General features: G+C 35.4%; 11 protein-coding genes. All 11 read right to left on the reverse strand.

From position 1 onward, the window contains the following. Nucleotides 1–2 precede the first annotated feature (2 nt). The gene (locus FLV_RS16640) at nt 3–1,331 is read right to left on the reverse strand and encodes a glycoside hydrolase family 28 protein (protein ID WP_243235371.1); all 1,329 of its coding nucleotides are present in this window, start codon (nt 1,329–1,331) and stop codon (nt 3–5) included. A gap of 1,012 nt (nt 1,332–2,343) precedes the next feature. Further along, nucleotides 2,344–3,696, reverse strand: coding sequence for a glycoside hydrolase family 105 protein (locus FLV_RS16645; RefSeq protein WP_243235373.1), 1,353 nt, complete (start codon nt 3,694–3,696; stop codon nt 2,344–2,346). Between the two features lie 23 nt (nt 3,697–3,719). Further along, a complete protein-coding gene (locus tag FLV_RS16650) occupies nt 3,720–5,003 on the reverse strand; it encodes a DUF4861 domain-containing protein (RefSeq protein WP_243235375.1) in 1,284 nt (427 codons plus the stop codon). A gap of 496 nt (nt 5,004–5,499) precedes the next feature. Further along, complete coding sequence (locus FLV_RS16655) at nt 5,500–7,932, reverse strand: DUF4982 domain-containing protein (protein WP_243235377.1); 2,433 nt, start codon at nt 7,930–7,932, stop codon at nt 5,500–5,502. Between the two features lie 33 nt (nt 7,933–7,965). Beyond that, nucleotides 7,966–8,280: an L-rhamnose mutarotase gene (gene rhaM / locus FLV_RS16660; protein ID WP_262916468.1), complete on the reverse strand. Its 315-nt coding sequence runs from the start codon at nt 8,278–8,280 to the stop codon at nt 7,966–7,968. Nucleotides 8,281–8,319: 39 nt separating this feature from the next. Next, complete coding sequence (locus FLV_RS16665; protein WP_243235383.1) at nt 8,320–9,390, reverse strand: glycoside hydrolase family protein; 1,071 nt, start codon at nt 9,388–9,390, stop codon at nt 8,320–8,322. 48 nt (nt 9,391–9,438) lie between these two features. Then, nucleotides 9,439–10,425 (reverse strand): family 43 glycosylhydrolase, encoded by a 987-nt coding sequence (locus tag FLV_RS16670; RefSeq protein WP_243235385.1) that lies wholly within the window; start codon nt 10,423–10,425, stop codon nt 9,439–9,441. A 193-nt stretch (nt 10,426–10,618) separates the two neighbouring features. Further along, nucleotides 10,619–14,272, reverse strand: a complete 3,654-nt coding sequence (locus FLV_RS16675) for a T9SS type A sorting domain-containing protein (RefSeq protein ID WP_243235393.1) — start codon at nt 14,270–14,272, stop codon at nt 10,619–10,621. A gap of 362 nt (nt 14,273–14,634) precedes the next feature. Then, the gene (locus FLV_RS16680; RefSeq protein WP_243235395.1) at nt 14,635–16,131 is read right to left on the reverse strand and encodes a sialate O-acetylesterase; all 1,497 of its coding nucleotides are present in this window, start codon (nt 16,129–16,131) and stop codon (nt 14,635–14,637) included. A gap of 370 nt (nt 16,132–16,501) precedes the next feature. Next, entirely contained in the window at nt 16,502–18,046 is a 1,545-nt protein-coding gene (locus FLV_RS16685; protein ID WP_243235396.1) for a RagB/SusD family nutrient uptake outer membrane protein, read from the reverse strand. Between the two features lies 1 nt (nt 18,047). Beyond that, on the reverse strand, nt 18,048–21,191 hold the full coding sequence (locus FLV_RS16690; RefSeq protein WP_243235397.1) for a SusC/RagA family TonB-linked outer membrane protein: 3,144 nt from the start codon (nt 21,189–21,191) through the stop codon (nt 18,048–18,050). Between the last annotated feature and the right edge of the window lie 151 nt (nt 21,192–21,342).

Here is a 21,342-nt window from a genome sequence, read left to right on the forward strand (position 1 = left end):
AATTACTCCACCAACTGCTTGTTTAAAAGCACATTTTTTAAGGTAATTCCGTCTACAATACTTTTATCAACAGCTGTTTTTGTTGCTTCAATATTCAGGTTCTCAAAAGTAAAATTAGATAAACGAACATTCGGGTCCTTTTCTACATTAAAAAACGTATCCGATTTCATTTCGATATTTTTTAAAGTCACATGATCGCCATAAGATAACGGAACATCAGGACGGCCTTTTAAATCAAAAAACTGTTTCCATGCCAATACAACAAGAGTATTTTTTGCCTGTCCTTTAATATCTTCTACTCTAATGTACTCGTATCTTTGAGGTGTATCCGGTCTCATTTTTAACCAAAGCATTCTCGTAGCACCATCGATTTGGCAATTACGCATAATTACATTTCTGTTGTGAATAGATTCACTTCCGTTTGTTAATGCCGAATGACAGAAACCAAATCGGCAATCTTCAATGATGATATTAGCATTTGGTCCATTATTTTTATCCTGATCTGCATAAGGCCCTTTACCGCCTTTTAATGCAATTGCATCATCATTTACAGACAAATAACATCCTTTCACTAATACATTCGTACAGATATCAACATCAATTGCATCTGTACTTGGAGCCTTAACTTCTAAATGCGGAGAAAAGATGTATAAATCTAATAGTTTTACATTATTACATTTATAAAAGTGATTTGTCCAGAAACCTGAATTGATCAGTTTAACATCCTGAAATTGCACATTATTGGAGTTCCATACAAAAACCAATCTTGGTCTTGAAACCTCTAAATTGGTACATTTTGGGTTGATCTTGCGTCTTGCCCAGAAAGCTTCATAATATTTATAACCATTTCCGTTGATGGTTCCTTTTCCTGAAATCGAAAAATTATCCACACCATACGCGTTGACCAAAGCCGGAAAATAATCCAGGTTCTGACCTTCCATTCTTGAGGCCATAATTGGGTAATTGGCAATATCATCAGAACCTTTTAAAGTTCCTCCTTCAGCAACATATAAACTTGTTTTAGGCTTAAAGAACAAAGCACCACTCAGGAAAACCCCTTTTGGAATGACAATTACCCCTCCACCGCTTTTGGCTGCTTTATCAATTACCTTTTGAATCGCAACGGTCTGGATCTTGGTACTGTCTTTAGTAACTCCAAAATCTGTAATGGTATATTGTTTTCCTAAATCTTTCAATTGAAGTTTAGTGTAATCTTTAAACCATGGTGTAATGGCGCTTCCATCAGGAAATGTATCGTTTTTATAATTTTGAGAAAATGCAGACTGGGAAATTCCCAAAATGCAGATTGCAAGTGTCAATAATCTTTTCATTGTATCTTTTTTGGTTTTTAAATTTTATGAGGTTTTATTTTAATTTGACTGATAGAAATATAATATCCTGTGCTTCTTAGCTTTTTAATATTAACTCATTGGGTGTAATTAGTTTTTGATGATAATTTTTCGTCAGTTCAAGTGATCCCGATTTTTCATCGGGATTGTATCGAGAACAGAAAAATTAGTATTAAAAACGGTTCTCGATACTTTTTTTGTTCCGTTTCTCTACACAAAAAACACTCGAACTGACGTTTTTAATAATTACAACCAACGGGTTTATAATATTAATATTTTATTGCGTCTGACGATAACCTTAAACAGTATCTTTTCTTAAATATTTAAAAATAAAATAATTATTTCTGCCCATTTTTACGATTCCAATTCTTAATTAATCAAATTTATTCTATTCTTATTTTTTGTGTATCCTGTACTATCGGTTTTAATTGTTAAATAAAAACACAGGATGCTGCAGGATAACAATTCTTGCCTAACCGGTTATTTTTACTTTATCCTAAACTAAAACCATGACAAAGAAACACAGCTACATCTGTCTGTTACTGACTGCTCATATAGAAATCAGAGTCTGGATAAACGACAAAGAAATCAGACTGTAAAACAATTGTTCATTTCCTTACTGAAATACATGAATTCTGATGCTTTCAATCCAAAAGAAAAATTGAGCTTTGATGAGTAAACGATATTTTCGTAAGCCCTTCAAAAGAACAATTTAAAACGTTTACCAAAGACAGTCCGGATGAATTGAAACCTAATTCCAATCAGAATAAAGTAAAATAATTTTATAATTGAATTAATAAAAAATCTCAATTTAAACTTTTAATAGTTACACTTAAATCACTTATATACAAACAAAAAGCGTTTATAGAAATAATTCCTATAAACGCTTTTTGATATTGAAAAATTATAGAGTTTTACTGATTGGAAACAAACTTTTGATTATTTAACTTTTCTTTTCAATCATTCATAATAATTAAAATTCAAAACTTTTAACCTACTTCAACAGATTATTTTTCCCTTCAACTTTCAACTGTATAGCACTGTCGTTTATTTGAAACTGATTGTCTTTTAAAAGTAAAATCACTTCGGCACCAGCCAATAAAACAGGGCCATAACCATGAGCGGCAAAAACATTTATCGGACGATAATAGTAAAACGCAGGATCAAAACCCATTCCGGTTCCTACACACGTTCCTTCCACCTGACCTTTATCATTTACTTTTGAAGCAACAGCATTCCAACCCAATAAAACAGCAGGACCATAGGTCATTTTATCTACATAACCTCTATTAATAGCTCTGGCTATTGAATAGGTATAAATTGCTGTAGCAGAAGTTTCAAGATACGAATCATTTTTATCCAGTAACTGGTGCCAAAAACCAGTTCCGTGCTGGTATTGTACCAATCCTGCGATGTGCTTTTGAAGTTGTGATAACACCTGTGGATATCCCGGATGATTCTTAGGTAAAACTTCAAGTAATTCAACCATAGTCATTATAGCCCAGCCATTTGCTCTTGCCCAATGAAACTGAGGATGTACTTCCATAGACTCTACCCAGCCGTGCATGTAAATTCCTTTCTGGTCGTTAAACATTCTTTTAGAAAACTGATTGACCTGTTTTACGGCATCATCAAAATATGTAACATCTCCTGTATAACTTCCCATTTGTGCCAAAGCCGGTACACTCATAAACATATCATCTAACCAAAGCGTGTTGTCCTGAGGTCGGTTTCTCGCTAAAGTTCCGTCTTTTAATCGAAATTGTTCCTTACTGATGAAATGAATATAATTATTAACCAAAGGGTCAATATTAGCTTTCAAACCGTCTTTTTTGGCTTTGATAAAGGCTGCACAAAGCGCTCCTGCAAAATCTAAGGCTTCCGGATGAAGCGTTTTAAGCATGTCTTTATCTTTGATGTTTTTTTCCTGAATATTTTCTGCAACATCGGCGATTAACTTTATTCTTTTATTCGAATAATCTGCAAAATATTTTTCGCCTGTAGCTTGAGAAGCCAAAAGCATTCCCGCATAGGTAACACCCCATTCGTAACTGGTCAGCCTAAAAGCTCCTGATTCAAAAATTATGTCTTCCTTGTTTTTCTTATAATCTGTAATTTCAGCTTTTGTTGTGGCATTGACGATTTTAGAAGCCGAATTTTTATCTAAAAAATTATAAACTCTGTCCAAAACCACTTTTATGTTTTCTTTTTGCGGAATAACATAAGGCGCTGGATAATCTGGCTGCATTAAATGCAATGGGGTTGTAGCATCATTGGTCTGGGCATTTACAAAACTGTAGACTCCAAAAACAAATAAAGTTATAATTTTGGTTGGTATATATTTCATGGTTTTAGATCGTAAAGGCTTTATTATTTGCTTACTTTGATCTCTATTTTAGCAGAAAGCTGTCTTGCCAAAGTAGTTACATAATTACTGAAATAGGCAGCATCTTTGAAATTTTGATCAGCACTTAACTCCCATCCTGCAATTGGATAATAACTAATTGGGTGATTGTTTTTTGTATTCACTTTTATCAAATAGGAATTGGTTAATTTACCTGTTTTTGGAGCTTCAACATATCCTATATAATTCGCTTTTGAAACAATAACAGCTGTTCCCAAAATCCATTGACGCTCATAAGTCAGTTTATCGTGCTGAATAAAACAAACATAATCTCCGGAATCGATTACCTGTAACGGATTTTGATTATTGATATTCGAAAGCGCGATAACTAATGTTTCATTACCTTTCAACCCGCTTAAAGAAACGGTATTTTTGTATCCGTACATCCCAGGCCAGATAGAAGCGGTTTCCTGTACCTGATATTTGTTTCCTGAAGCCTGCCAGTTTTGATATTTATAACTCAAAACCGAATTTACAGGACCTTCGCTTACAATTTTAAAAGTCGTTTTCTCAACGTTATTTATCGTATCATTGATTAGAATACCAAGCCTGTTGATTTCATTCCCGACAATTAATCCGTAACCGCCTAATCCGGCTGAAGTACCAACAGGAAAAATATCCCTGCCCCAATCGTGCATCTGATGGTAATTATCTTCTACAGCTCCCGTACTGCTGATTCCAACATTTTCAGGTGTGATTCCGGGAGTCTTCTTTCCAAAAACATCTTTACAATTTCTTCCATCAAGATAATGTCTGAAACCTACTTTATCATTTTCCCAGGTTGGGCCGTCAGTCTGGTATTTTTGATAGCCTAATTTTTTATATACCTGATTGGCCAATAAAACCTCTTCGGTTGCAGGCTGTACAGGTAAATTTTCAGCTTCACGTTTGCCAAATCTGGCGCTGGTTTTTACCGTATATTTAGGATCTGTTTTGGACCATTTCAGTTCAACTGTTTTCTTTTCTTTTGCAGAAAAATAGGCAACAAAAAACAACTCATCCCATTTTCCGTCTCCATCCAGATCATTAACCTGTGCCGGAATCGTATCTGAATTTTGTAAAACTATCGGAAAAGATTTTTCAGCCCCCTTTGCCTTAAGCGTACTTCTTTTAATTGAAATTGCTTTTTGAGGTAATTCTAAATCAGCATTGTTGGTTAAAACAATTTTAATCGATTGAGATTTTTGCGCTTTACAACTTATAAAAACCATAGCTGATAAAGCTATTGAAAGACAGAGTTTCGATTTCATTATTCTTAATTTATTATTTTTTACTATTTATTTTACGACAATATTCCAGATTTTTGATAATCCTGATTTTCCTTTAAACCTCAGTTCGATTATTAGACCAATAAAAAAGTATATTAATAGCCTCCTGCTTTAGCTGGAGATTTATTGAGTTTTAGAAAGACAATCTGGCTTTAGCCAAAAATCAACACTCTTTTTATTTGGCTAAAGCCTTTTTAACTAAACTATAAGTTCTCCAGCTGAAGCTGGAGGCTATTTAATAATAATCGAACTCAGGTTTTAAGATCAATAAATTCAATACTTCCGAATCAATTTTAATCTTACGGTACCTTTCAAATATATTTATTAAAAACAATTATACTATCCTGTCCCATAGGGTTCAAAAGAAAAGATACATCTAAAATCTAAACATAAAAACCTGCCGCAGCTGCGCAAAAAAAGCACGCAGATAGGGCAGGTCTTTACAAATTAAAAAGAAATTAATCTGTAAGCTTTAACATTATTTGGATTCTAAAGCAATTTTACCCCCTTTTAATCCTTTTCCTGTTACTGATAATTCTATCTTACCTGCCTCTTCTGTTGATTGCACTAAAACAACTAATTTACCGCTAAATAGCTTCATTGTTGGTAAATGAAATTGTTCTAATGAAGTAGCGTCACCGTTACAGGCTGCACGATAGGTACCTTTACCCGAAACACTAAATTTTAGTTGTTCCGTAGCTGTTGGGCAAAGATTTCCGTTTTTATCTACAACTGAAACCGTTACAAAAGATAAATCTTCTCCATTAGCATCAAGGCTTGTTCTGTCTGCTTCCAGTTTTATTTGGTATGGTTTTTCGGCTGTGTGAATTTCTTCTTCTGCTGCTGCTTTTCCCTCTTTATCAAAAGCAACCACTTTTATTGTTCCCGGTTCATATTTTACATCCATCCACATCAAACGGTATCTGCTTTGCGGTGTTGCGTTGTTTTTTTTCTGGATCCCCATACTTTTTCCGTTCACAAAAAGTTCTGCGCTGTCATAATTGGTATAGACAAAAACAGGTGTTGCCTGACCTTCTCTTCCTTTCCAATTCCAGTGAGGCAAAATATGCAACGTCTTGTCGTTTTTATTCCAACGGCTTCTGTACAAATAAAATCGGTCTTTTGGCAAACCTGCTAAATCACTCATTCCAAAGTAAGAACTTCTCGAAGGCCATTTTTCGTCATAAGGCGTTGGCTCTCCTAAATAATCAAAACCTGTCCATACAAATTCGCCAATTACCCACGGCTTATCGTCCTGCAAAATAAAATCATCTTCGGGTAAATTAGACCAGCTGCAGTATTCTAAATCATAAGATGAACTCTGAAAATCATCATATTGCTTTGAAATTGCTTTTTCAACAGGAAACTTATAAATACCTCTTGAGCTCACTGTTGATGCTGTTTCTGATCCTAAAATAAATCCCTGAGGAAATTTTTCAAAAGCCTCTTCGTACAAATGCACACGATAATTTAGTCCCGGAATATCCATAATAGCACCAAAACCGGATTCCATTGTGGCTTTCACCTGATCCATTCCTACCGTAACCGGTCGGGTCGGATCTTCTCTGTGAAAAATTTCCTGAAGCCATTTGGCTCTTTTTACCCCTTCAGCCCCCCATTGATCCGGAACTTCATTACCAGAACTCCACATTACGATCGAAGGATGATTACGTGTAGCATGAACCAAATTAATAATATCTTTTTCTGCATCAGCCTGAAAAAAACGATTGTATCCATTCTCTACTTTAGGTTTCGCCCATTCGTCGAACGTTTCGGCTAAAAACATAAAACCCATTTCATCACATAATTCAAGCTGCTCCAGTGACGGCATATTGTGTGAACTACGCACCGCATCACATCCCAAATCTTTTAAAATAGCTAATTGTCTGCGTAAAGCTGCTTTATTGATTGCTGTTCCGATAGGTCCCAAATCATGATGCAGACACACTCCTTTAAATTTTCGAATTTCACCATTTAAGCTAAATCCTTTATTCGGTTCGTATTTGATAGTACGGATTCCAAATCGGGTGCTGGTTTCGTCTTTAAGAATATCCCCAGAATATAGCTGGGTAACAGCCGTATAAAGATAAGGCGTTTCCGGGCTCCATAATTTCGGATTTTTTACGGCAATATTTTCTTCAAATTCATTTCCGAAAATAGCATCCGATTTATTCTCAGCTACCTGATTTCCGTTGGCATCTTTTATTTTAATTACAATTTTAAGATTATCGCCTGTAACTTTTGTTTTAATATTTACTTTGGCTAAATCTTTGGTCACAACAGGCGTTGTAATAAACGTCCCCCATTGATCTACGCTCTCTTTGTCTTTTACAATTAATTTTACTTTTCTGTATATACCTGCTCCCGGATACCATCTGGATGAAAGTCCTAAATTAGAAACATGAACGGCCAGACTGTTTTTCTTTGTTCGTGAAACAAAATCAGTTACATCAAGATAAAAATAATTGTAGCCGTAATTCCACTCTCCTGCTTTTTTACCATTAACGAATACTTTTGGTTCGCTCATCACCCCTTCAAAAAGAAGCAGTACTTTTTTGTTTTTATCCAAATTTGGAACTGAAAATTCGTTTCGGTACCAGGCTTCTCCAATATATGGTAAAGCTCCGGTTCTGCCGGTTTTTTCACTGGCTGCTTTTTCATTATTTTGAACAATGGCGATAGTTTGTTTATCGACTTCTTTATCAAAAGGACCATAAATAGCCCAGTCATGAGGAACGGTTACTGATTGCCATTTGGCATCATTAAAATTACTTTCAAAAGCTTTGTCATTTTGGCCTTTGGCGAATTTCCATCCTTTGTTTAATTCAGTAACGGTTCTTTGTTGCGCATTAGCCGAAAAACCAATTACTAAAAAAGAAAGAATTAAAAGAGCGTTTTTTTTAAATTGCATTGGTGGTTTTTTTTTGAATAATTACAAAAATAATTAATCTAAGTGGAAAACCTCCTTCAACCCTACCGCTATTGGTGAATTATCAGGGTTTGTCTCCATAATATCGCCCATATAAGCCCACCATTTTTTTACAATTGGATGATTGGGCAGCAATTCAAAATCAAAATCATCGCTTATTTTTTGAACCGCAAAAAGAATTAATGTTTCTTCATCCAGAAAAATACTGTAATCCTGTATTCCGGTTTCAGAAAGTAAACCTGCCAACTCAGGCCAGATCTCATCATGCCGCTTTTTGTATTCAATTTCAAATCCCGGTTTTAATTTCATTTTAAAAGCATTTCTTACCATATTTTTTTAAATTTTAAAGGATATTTTTTCTAAAGATATTTAGATTATTTTGAAAATAAACGAAGAAGCAGTTTCAAATTTTCCGCCTTGTGAAGCAGTAAATAAATAAGTTGCTTTTCCGTTTTGAAATAATAACTGAGGACGTTCTGCACGACCATACCGGTTGAGATGTTTTGGTGCTTCGGGCTGATTGATGTATTTATTTAACGGCTGATAGGAAATTAAAGGATCAGACCAGTGAATTCCGTCATCTGAGTCCATATAAAGCCCGTAATCCTGCCCAAAAACCCCTAAATCCCTTGCCAGCATTTTGAACTTTTTATCTTCATACCACACAAAAGCATCTTCGCATTGTTTATTATCTCCTAATTTTGAAAAATCAACAACCGGATTGCCTTCATATTTCAGGTAAGGGCCATAAAGCGATTTAGCAACTGCCAATCCATATTTTCTGTTTCCTTTAATTGGAAATTTTGGATGCACATAATTTTCTGTATCCAATGATTTATAGTACAGCCAGTATTCACCGTTTGGATGTTTTAAAAAAGAAGGGTTTGTAGTCAACAGATCATCCCAGGAACCTTCATTTCCCGGAAGCAATAAGGGTACATCCGGTCTTTTCCAAGGTCCGTAAAGAGAATCTGAAGTAGCTAATCCAATACGTTTGGTATTCATTTTGCCATTAGAATTTCCCATAAAAAACAACGCATATTTTCCATCAACCAAATGAATACTCGGATTATGACAGGTTGTAGCATCCCAAAAACCTTCACCACGGGGAGCCAAAACAGTACTCACATACGTATAAGGCCCTTCCGGTTTATCGGCAACAGCATGAGCAATTTCTGACCCATTGATCCACCCACTCATTGATTTAGATTTTTTCCAACGCGAAAAAAAGACATGAATTTTACCATCAGGTCCTTCAATGGGACTGTTGCACCATACATAATAATCTTCAAATTCAAGTGCGCGGCCTACCGGCTTAAGTTTTTTTTCAAAATCAGAAAGTTTCGGATCAGACTGAAAACTATTACTTTTGAGTGGAAACGGAAGACAAAGCCCAAAAAGAGCCAGGGAGTTACTAATTATGAATTTTCTTCTGTTCATTTTATTTTTCGATAAAAATCAAATTTTAAATATTTTAAGACTAGCCAATTAATGTTTTAGATTAATATAAACCTGTTTGTCTCTATCGCAGAATAGCTCTCCATTATTATATTCTAATTCGGCTACCTGTATGGAACTTCTTCTGGTTTCAAAATTATCAACTCCTTTATTTTCAGGTATTCTTCCCGGATGGGTAAAATAAAAAATATACGCCTTGCCATTATTTACGATAACATCGGCATGTCCTCCAATTACTTTATCATCTTCCCCCGTTCCCGGAATTTGAAGAATATTTTTCTCCTGACGTTTCCAATTTATAAAATCATCAGAAGAAAAAACAGCCAAACCTTTCCATGGATCTGTAATCATCCAGTTTTTTCCTTTCCAGCTAAAAATTTTAGGCCCTTCTCCTCTGTCTTTTACTACTTTTTTTCCGCTGTCTTTCCAATGATACAAATCTTCACTGTCTGCATAATAAATAGATTTCCCATCATTTTCATTGTTGTAATACATTCGCCAGTTTCCATCAGGCAATTGAAATACAGAAGCGTCAATGCAACGCTCTGAAGCCAGTTTTAATTGCGATTCAAATTTCCAGTCTATTAAATTTTTGCTGGTCAGATGCACAATATATCTCGGATGATACCAATCTTCAAAAATACCCGGAACAATGGTCAGGTACATGTGGTATTTATTTTTATGCTTAATCACTTCCGGAGCCCAGTAAGTCACATCTTTAACCGTATAATTGATATTGCAATTGGTTTTATACTTCCAATAAGCCCCATCTTCTGATTCGGCAATGCCAATAGGAGTTCCATGCACCCAGCTTACTCCGTTTCCGTCAATATTCGCTCTTCGATTGGTATAAAACATCAGCCATTTTTTATCTTTTTTACTCCATACAATAGTCGGATCGGCAGCTCCGTCAAAAACAGTATCCCTAAATAAGGGTTTATCTGCCTTTTCATTTTTTACTTGCTGAGCAAAAGCAGAAAGACAAAATATGAAGTATATGAAAATTATTTTTGGCAAGTTTATTAAGGAGAATTTCATGGAATCTAATAAGTGATAATTTCAAATATATTTATTTATTGTTCGAATACCGTCCTGTGCTATACTGCACTTTTTAAAGCATAAAAAGAGTGATTAGTACTTAGTCATTAGTGATTAGCTTTTCTTTTAGCTATCTTCACTAATCACTCTTCACTAATCACTTACAATATTATTATTTCTCAATCAGAATTTTAAGTGTTTTAGTTCCTTCTTCACTAATTACTTTTAGAAGATACACCCCCTGATTGTGGTTAGGAATACTAAATGCTGCATTTTGATCATTTCCGGTAAGTTCAATATTTTTTTGTACTATAATCTGTCCGGTAATATCTGAAATTACAACAGTAGCTTTAGTTGATTTATAACCGTTAAAACGAATATTGAATTGTCCCGAAGAAGGATTTGGATACACCAGCACTTCTGCAGATACAGAAGCCGTTTTTTTAATCCCTAAATTCGAAATGTCTTTTATAACAATATTAGATGCAGGAACCGGAGCCATATCATATCCTAAAAAATAACTTGGATGAGGAGGCTGATTGTAAGCTGAATTTTGCCAGGCAATTGCTGTACGGTATTGAGGGTCATGCATCAAAGTAGGGATTCGGTAATCAGAAGCGATATTGGTCGTAAAAAGAATCAGGGCAGTATTGTCAGTACGACGCAGTATAATTTCCTCTCTCCAGTCTCCCAAAATATCTCCGGTAAGTGCCGGATTCTTTTTGGTATCATTATTATGCGAAACCGGAGCTGCCTGATAAATAGTAAACAAGCGGTTTAGTGATTTTGTAACCGGATTCCATTTATCCATAATGGTACCATCAAGCAATTCACGTCCTAAATCACCATCCCACCATACAGCACCATTTACAGCCTGGCTTCCGTTCGTTGGTCTGCTGGTACCAATTTGTCCATCCTGTACATTATACAAATTACCTGAAGAACTCCACATTTCATAACCTCTGTGGTTTGGATCAATATCTGCCGCCAAAGCACGACCGACATCCCCGGTAGTTACCGCTCCAAAAATCATTTTACCTGTTTTGGCATCGTTAAGCCTGATTCCGTATGGACTGTATTGCCCTTCTGATTCCAAACATTGCCAGATTTCCTGACCGGGACGATCCGGATCCATATCCGACATGTGAAGCGCATCTCCATGTCCCTGTCCATATGTCCAAAGACGTTTTCCATCATCATTAATCGCACTTGAGCCATTTATAATTTCGTCTTTTCCGTCACCATCCACATCACCAATCGTCATCTGATGATTCCCCTGACTTGAAAAAGCATTATTAGCAGGGTCACTCGCATCTTTACTGTCAAAAATCCAACGAAGTGTTAATTGTCCATCGCGCCAGTCATAAGCAGCACGCATTAATTTGTCATAATATCCACGACCGACAATCAGACTCGGACAGGCACCATCTAAATACGCTACAGCAGAAACAAAACGATCCTGACGGTTTCCGTAAGTATCTCCCCAATCTGCTGTATTTGCTCTTGCCGGCTGATAAGCAACCGTTGCCATTGCAGCTCCTGTTAAACCATTAAAAACAGTCAGAAATTCAGGTCCAGCCTGTACCCATCCTCCTGAATTTCGATGATCTATAGTTGCATTACCAATGACCACTCCTTGACCATCAATAGTTCCGTCGGCAGTTTTTAAAATTATTTCTGCTTTTCCGTCTCCATCAAAATCATACACCATAAATTGATTAAAGTGTGGACCTGCATTTACGTTTTTACCTAAATTGATTCGCCACAGTAAAGTACCATTCAATTTGTAACAATCAAAAATTTGTTCTCCCGAAAAACCTCCTCCGTTATGATTTAATGAAGTAGGATCCCATTTTAAGAAAATTTCATATTCACCATCTCCATCAACATCTCCAACACTTGCATCATTTGCTGTATAAGTGTAAGCTGTTCCATCCGGGATATTTCCTCCCTGCGGAATTTGCAACGGAATCGACAATTGATTATTAGCCCAAACCGAAACAGGAGCCGATGCAGCGCCTTCAGTACCACCAATAACTGGTTTTATGGTATAAGATCCATTGGTCAGAATAGTATCGATATAGTTTGTAGAAGTTGTTATAGGTGCCGAATTAATTTTTACATTATCCCTGTACACATTAAAAGCGATATTTGAAGGATCATTACCTAACAATCTCCAACTGATAAAAACTTCATTGGTCGATTTACGCAAAGCTACTACACCACGATTCAAAAATTCTACCTGTTTAGGTGTGTTCACTACAGCATCGGGTAATGCTAAGGTATTAAACCTAATATTTTCTCCATAGGTAGTGCCGCCATTTATAGCATAGGCTCTAGCATAATACAACGTAGCAGGTGTAAGTCCCGGAATATTTACAGAAAAACTGCCTGTTCCTGTGGTACTCGCCATAACTTTTGTATTGGCTACCGTTGGATTATTACTAGTGCTGTAAACAATTCCTCTTTCTGTAATCGCAGTCCCTCCATCAGAAGTAATATCTCCTCCTGTTTCTACAGTAGTAGCTGTAATATTGGTAACCGTATTTGTGGTAAGTGTTGCCGGAGGAGGAGCTGGAACATAAGTTCTAACAATAGGCGTTACAATACCTCCTGTATTGGCTTTTGTATAAACTACAAACGGGTATTGGCTTCCTGCAGCAATGGTTAAACTTGCCGCCGGTTCATCAATTCCTCTAATAACAGTTGGATCTTTCATTTCTGTCCAGGCAGTTGCGCCGGCAGCTTGTTTAAATACACGAGCCGCATTCGGCGGGCTACTACTCGTTATATTATCAATAAAAGAACAATATAAATTACCGGAAACATCCTTAATTAAACTTAAACTTGGAGAATCTCTTGTGCCTAATCGTGTAACAGCACTCCATGCAGGAGTTACAGCATTTTTACTGTACTCGATTGCTGTGGCCCGGTTATTTCCCGCAGGACCGGGCGTACTTGGTGTAGCATCAAAATATACAATTACTAAATTATTTGTAGAATTAAGAGCCATACTCGTATGACGAACACCACCGGTAACAGGAGAAGCAGAAGCTTCAGACCAAATTCCTCCGGTACATTTATACAATTTCATTATACCTGTACTGGTCGTTGCGGTCTCTAAATTACAAAATGCCAGCCAGGGTACATCTGCCTCATCCAGTACTAAACTTACCCCAATAGCAATTGAAGCAGCATTTACTGAAACACCTCCTACAGCTACCCAGGAAGTTCCATCAAATTTTTTGACAGTAGGAGTTAATGAAGCACCTTCTCCAAAAGCAATGTATGGATTGTTATCAGAATCAAAAGCTAATGAACAGCGTGGTGTTGAACCATATTGTGAAACACTACTGTTAACAGAACCAGACGAAACATAGAGATTGCCAGTCTCATTGTTTAATGGTTCCCATGCATCTGTAATTGCATTGTAAATTTTCACTGCAAGTTTATTACCATTTGCAGCATCCACGTAAGTCACATAAAATTGGTTGGTTTTATCCAGTAAGATTCTTGAAAAATTAAGATTAGCGCCAATATCGTTCCCTACTTGTTCCCAATTTCCGGTAACGGGATTTCTTTTTTTAACTTTGACAACGGGTCCAGTTCCTTCTCTGAACACTACATAAGGAACGTCATTTAAAACAGCAATAGATGTGTACGATGATGCTACAGCTGATACCTGTGATTCATTTCCTAAAATATTCCAGTTTTGTGCAAATGACTCATGAGCATTAAAAAAACTAAAAAATGTAATAAAAAGAATTTGAAGGAATCGCTTCCGAAAATGAATTGGTTTAAATTCATAAAGTACTTGTTTTTTCATAAAGGGTTGGTTAAAAGTTAGTGGTATTAAAATTATCTGGATAATTATTTAATACCGTCCTGCCCTACCCTGCTAATTTTCTGAAAATTAGATTTTTACAACTTAAAAACACTTAAATAAAAACACAAACTATTAGAAATCAATAGATTAACAAAATACAAATCATTATTAAAAAATACATACCTGTTTTGTTATAAAAACTAATATTATACTTTTTTATTCACAATATTTTATCAAATAATCAAAACGTATTAATTATAATTTAATTCTGAAAAACAAAAATCCCTGCCCATTTCTTAAACTCAGAAATAAACAGGGAACAATATAAACTAAACTAAAAACTTCGTTATTATCCTTTTCAATTACCAGTTATCTGTACGAAAAGGAGATGCCGGTAAATTTTCGGCATTAAATAAATTGGGTTCCGGTACTGCTTTCCAGGCAAAACGAACTGCTACGGGATTTTTTACTTTTTCAGAAGAAACTACAATTGTCTTACCATCTATTTTTGCAACAGCAGGATAAAAGATTTTATCTTCACCGGCAATTTCAAATTCCTTTAAATTTTCAGTTGTTTTCCTGAACCCCGAATCAGTATAATCAAAAAACAACTGAATTTTATCTTTTTTAATTTTCAGATGATTGTAAATTGGTCCCGAATAAACCAGTTTATCTTCCTTATATGTTTTCGCTAAAGCAATTAACGACAGCCTGTGTCCTACAGTCTGCTTGTCAATTGGATGAATATTGTTAGTATCTCCAACATCTGTAGTGACTGCCATTCCGCTATTAGCTATTTTTTTTAAGGACAATAATTGTGATTCCCTGATTTCCGGAGTCTGCCCTTTATGGGGTGTGATCTGTACATAATAAAAAGGAAAATCGCCTTGTTTCCAGTCGTCTCTCCAGTTTTTTACCATAGCAGGAAACAAAGTCTGATATAACTTCGCTTTACCCGAATTACTTTCTCCCTGATACCAGATTACACCTTTCATGGTATAATTAATTAAAGGATGCAGCATGGCATTATACAATACATACGATGTTTTATTGGCTTCTTTTTTAGGCTTTTTAAGTTCCGTTTTTGAACTTTTATTAGCCAGTTGTTCATTTTTTAAATTTAAATAATAGGCTTCTAATTTTTCCTGATATGTTTTTTCGTTTTTAGCATCTTCTTCCAGAATGGTTAAGAAATCCGGATTTTCTTCCAGCACGGTCTGAGAAGTCCAGGCCTCTGCTTTTGTTCCGCCCCATGAAGTAGAAATTAAACCAATTGGAATTTTTAATTTCTGATACAAATCTCTACCATAAAAATAGGCTACAGCAGAAAACGTTTTTATTGTTTCAGGAGAGCATGCTGCCCATCTTCCGGTAACATCATCAAGCGGTTTTGGAGAAGCATTAGTTAAAACTGTAAACAATCTGATATGAGGATAATTGGCTTTTACAATTTCTTCCTCATAGTTTTTAACTCCGGTTTTCCATGTACCTTCTTCTTTTCCAACCGGAAAATACATATTTGACTGCCCTGAACAAATCCAGACCTCGCCAATAAGAACATTATTAAGTACAATTTTGTTAGAAGCGTTAATCGTTATCGAATAACCTTTTTCGCTTCCTTGCGGAGTATCAACAGCTACTTTCCAGTCTCCTGCTGAATTTGTAACAACTTCTATTGAATTATTTTGCCAGCCTAACTGAATATTAATCTTTTCATTTGGCGATGCCCAACCCCATAAATTGACTTTTGCATTTTGTTGCAAAACCATATTATCACTAACCAAAGCCGGCAGTTTAACCTGAGCTTTTATGGAAAATGATGCATTAAAAAAAATTAAAAATAAAAGTAGATTTTTCATGTAAATCATTAAGTATTAAATTGAAACTGGAATTTTAAAGATAGACGACCAAAATCTTTTTCCTATCCTGTGCTTACCTGTTTTTAAAAAAGATATCAAAACAAAAAAAGGGCAATAACGATGTTACGCCCTTAAAATTAAAACCACTTAATTTTTTTATCAATTACCATTAAAACTCCAAACTATTTTTGAAATTTAATATTCAAATTTACTCATTAAACAATTGATAACAATCCTGTTGCACCCTGCTTATCAATAAAAAAATCAATAATCTAAGATTTTGATTTTGTCTCATTTAAATAAAAAAAACCGCCTCAAATTTGAGACGGTTAAAAAAAAACAATTTATAGAAAGGGGCAAAATTATTTCATTAATCGTAACCTAGATTTTGATCGTAAAGTCCGGGAACTGCCAGCATTTCCTGCAATGGAATAGGGTAAAGCAACATATTAGCATCAATAGTTCTAATTTTGTTACCAGTATCTTCTGCGGCTTTCCATGCATTCATTATAGTTATAGCATTCCCTGATCTGATCAAATCAAACCATCTTGTTCCTTCAGAAAAGAATTCTTTTCTTCTTTCGTCAAATAATTGATCTAAAGTAATACCAGAAGCATTTGCCGGCACACCAGCTCTGGTTCTGACCTGATTTACAATTCCGTCAACATCTGCCTGGGTACCGCCTCCCCCATGAAGTGTACATTCAGCCATCAGCATCAATACATCTGTATAGCGAATTACCATAAAATCTACACCCCAGTCTTCACGACCACCTGTTCCGTATCTGGCTGCATCAATATATTTTTTGAAAACCGGAAGTGTATAACTTCCTTTGTATGTTCCGGATGCCACTGTATAACTTGTTGCAATTCCAACTGTTTTTCTATTATCATTAGCAGCAAACATATTTAAAAATCCTGTTGAAATTGGTCTTGGCTCCAGCGATCCCTGATTTGATGTTATACCTATTGATGCAAAATAAGGCTCGTAACCAACTTCAATCATAAAATTCCCTCCAATAGAACTTGCTAAACTTTGTGTATAAGGAATCGTAAGAACATTTTCTTTATTAGTAATTCCTTCTACTTTAAATATAGCAGCATAATCAGCACCAAAAGTGTACAAACCACTTGTTTTAACATCATTTAATTGCTGATATGCTTTATCCCATTCGTTTAAACCAAGCATAGCACCATCAATACCGTAAGTTGGACTTGAACGCGTCATGTAAACCAAACCCAGTAAAGCTTTTGCTCCATATTTAGTAACACGACCAACATAAGTTGCATCTGTAGTTGGAGCCGGAAGATCTGTAATTGCTGCTTGTAAATCTGAAATAACCAGATTATAAACATCTACAACAGGACTTCTTCCTATTTTTGCAGATTCCTGAGCCGTCATTGTTCTTTCGATCAACGGAACCCTTCCAAACCATCTTAATAAATCAAAATAACAAAATGCTCTTAAAAAACGAGCTTCGGCAATCATTGTTGCTTTATCTGCAGGATTTGTAAAAATCTGATCGCCTTTTTCAGCAATTTTTTCTAATAACTGATTCGCTTTGTAAATGGCATTATAATTACTTACATAAGCTTCTTTTACATAGGTATTAGCACTAATAGAAGTATAAAAACTATTAATTCCTTCCCAATCTCTCGAAGCTGTTGTTAATGCTAGTAAATTATCTGATCTGGTTTCGCTTAAATTTAGTACGCGGTTTGCATAGCCATACGTACCTGTACCATGAAATGCAACCGAATATACTGCGTTTCTTGCCTGTACAAAATCTCCGGGTGTAGCATAAAAGTTCTCCTCAGTTCCTTGTGACAAAGGAATTTGCGTCAGTTCATCCGTACAGGAAACTGTTCCCAATAAAAGCAAATTTGCTGCTAATAAATAAATATATTTTTTCATTTTAATTAAAATTAACGTTAAGACCTAAAACGATTGATTTTGCTAAAGGCGCACCTCCATAATCTACAGGAACAGCAAAATCATTATTTGAACTTCCAGAGGTATTTACCGCTTCAGGATTAAAGCCTCCTTTGTATTTATTCCAGTAAAACCAGTTTTCACCCGTTATATAAAGCCTCATATTATCAATTCTTTTTAAGCTTTTAATAGCATCTTTCAAATTGTATCCAAGAGAAATACTTCTTATACTAACATAATCTGACTTATACATCCAATCAGAATTTGCCTGAAAACCGAAAGAAGTTTTCCAGTTCCCTCTTACAGCAGGATCAACATTTAATGAATTTTCTACAGAACCCATTCCGGTACGGTTAATTGCTCTTCCTGTTAACCCGTAAACTGTTCCTCCATTTTGACCTTGCAACAATACATTTAAATCCAAATTTTTATATTTAAAAGTATTCGTAATACCCCAGGTGTATTTTGGAGTAGGATTTCCTAAATCAACACGATCTTCTGCATTGATTTTTTTATCACCATTCTGATCAATGTATCTTGGATCTCCCAAAACTAATTTATTTCCTCCAATTGTAGTTCCACCTGCATCAATATCAGCCTGAGTTACTACACCATTTTGCTGCAAACCAAAAATCGTGTACATTGGTTTTCCTATTTCTAATTTTACAAACGGAACCCCTGCTGCAAATTCACTGCTAATTTCAATTTTAGTCTGATCCGGTCCTAATGCCAACACCTTATTTTCGTTATGACTTAAATTTGCAGATGTTTTCCATTCAAAATTATTAGTTTTAATGTTTACCGTATTCAATTCAAATTCCCATCCCTGATTTTGCACCGCTCCTACGTTGGTAAGATAACTCGTAAAACCTGATGCCGCAGGTACCGGAAGCCTAAGCAATAATTCGGTATTCTTTTTTCTGTACATATCGAATGTTGCTGAGATTCTGTTTTTTAGGATTGAAAAATCCAATCCGAAATCAATACTTTTAGATTGTTCCCAATGCAATGATGGATTTCCAATAGAATTTACTCCCTGCCCTATTCCTACAGCTCCATTAATTGAATAATTATAAGATCCTAATGTTGAAAAAGGGGAATAACTACCTATATTATTACTACCATTAGTTCCTGTGCTTGCTCTTAATTTTAATTCGCTTAACCAATCAACATTTTCTAAAAATGATTCCTGCTTAACTCTCCATCCTAATGATAGAGAATAAAATGTCCCCCATCTTTTCTCACTTCCAAACTTAGACGAACCGTCTCTTCTTACACTTGCAGAAAGCATATATTTTTCTTTATAATCATATTGAAATCTACTGAAATAAGATAATAAAGTGTTTTTTTCTGCATTAGTAGACCCCAAAGAACCTGTTGGAAGTGTTTCTATCGTTGAACTATTATAAAGTCCTCCGGAAGAAAGATTTGATCGCGTAATTTTATAAGAACTAAATGACTGACCCAAAAGAACATTAAAACTATGGTCGCCTACTGATTTATTATACGTTAAAGTATTTTCGTTTACGAAATTTAATCTTCTGTAGGTGTTATAGGCTCCTCTAATACTAGCCAAAACATCATTTGGTGTATAACTTTCAAATGCATTATCTGAATTATCAAAGTTAATTGTACTTTTTAATGTATAAGCCTTTGCAAATTTATAATCAGCATAAGTAGAAACAATATTTCTGTACATAGAGTTTTTACCTGTTTTGGCCAATGCATTAAGCATATTGGTTGTGCTGCTTCCCCACGCATATCGGGTTGTATATTTTTCACCAGCAGCATTTGCAGCACTTTCAAAAACTGGAGTTGCTGTAAGTGCTTTAAATAAGGTATTGTCTTTTCCTTCAACACCCGGATCATTTCTTTCTGAATAAGATGGAGAAAAGTTAATTCCTACTTTAAAACTATCTGATAATTTAAAGTCAATATTAGCTCTTGCAGAAAACAAGGTATAATCTGTACCAACAATATAACCTGTGTTTTTTTGATAATTAGCAGAAACATAATAGTTAACAGCATCAGTTGCCCCCGAAGCAGATAATTGATAATTACTGAACTCTCCTGTACGGAAAACTTTATCCTGCCAATCGATATAATCTAATCCCGGATGTCCTGGCATATCCCATCTTTCATCATATAAATATGTAAAATATCTGTTATTAGTTGTAACAAGCGGCGCTGATGGATTTACTGCATTGTAAGCAGCAATACGCTCTGCATTTGTCTGACTTGCAGAGGCACCGGCAATGCCAGAACCCACCCATTGACTATCAATCATGGTTTTTGCTCTTTTAATCCAACCTTCTGCCGATAACATATCCACTCTGCTGGCCTCTTTATTTATACCGCCATAAGTATTAAAAGTATATTTCGTTTTTCCTTTTGTACCTTTTTTGGTTGTAATTAAAACAACACCATTAGCTGCTCTGGAACCATAAATAGATGCTGCCGCCGCATCTTTTAAAACCTCTATAGAAGCAATGTCATTTGGATTCATATTATCTAAAGGGCTTCCACTCGAAAAACCTCCATTAACATTTGTTCCTTCTGTAGAAATAGGAAAACCATCAACAACATACAAAGGTTCGTTTCCTGCAGTAATAGAACCCGCTCCACGAATTTCAATACTAAAAGGCTGACCCGGCATACCTGTTGTTTGTTTAACACGAACACCTGCTACCTGACCTATTAACCCCTGATCTACTCTTGAAATTGGTCTTTCTGTAAAATTTTCTGTTTTAATTCCTGATATCGCACCAGTAGTTAATTTCTTTTTTTGTGTTCCATAACCAATAACTACAACTTCATTTAAATTAGCGCTTTCAGCATCTAAGGAAATATCATAAGTAGCAGCCCCACTTACTTTTTGCTCTTTTGAAACAAAACCAACGAAAGAAAAAACCAAAGTCTCTCCGGCAGAAACCGATATTTTATATCTTCCGTCAAAATCAGTACTTGTTCCTCTGTTCGTTCCTTTTACTAATACGTTTACTCCCGGAATAGAGAGTTTAGCCGGATCAGTAACCACCCCTGTTACCTCTTTATTTTGCGCATAACCAGATGCATGCAATAATGCAAACATGGCCAAAAACAGCAAAAGACTAAATTTGTTTTTCATAAAAAATATTTTTGGTTAATTAAATTAGTTCAATCAAATTTATTCAGAAGTACTTTCGACAGCATCCTGTAGTATCCTGTTAACTTTCAGTGTATTATACTTTTTTATTCAACAAAAAGAAGACAACTTACTGATTTGCAACAGCAACACT

Source organism: Flavobacterium pectinovorum (genome assembly GCF_022802975.1).
In the GTDB taxonomy this organism is placed as follows: Bacteria; Bacteroidota; Bacteroidia; order Flavobacteriales; family Flavobacteriaceae; genus Flavobacterium; species Flavobacterium pectinovorum_B.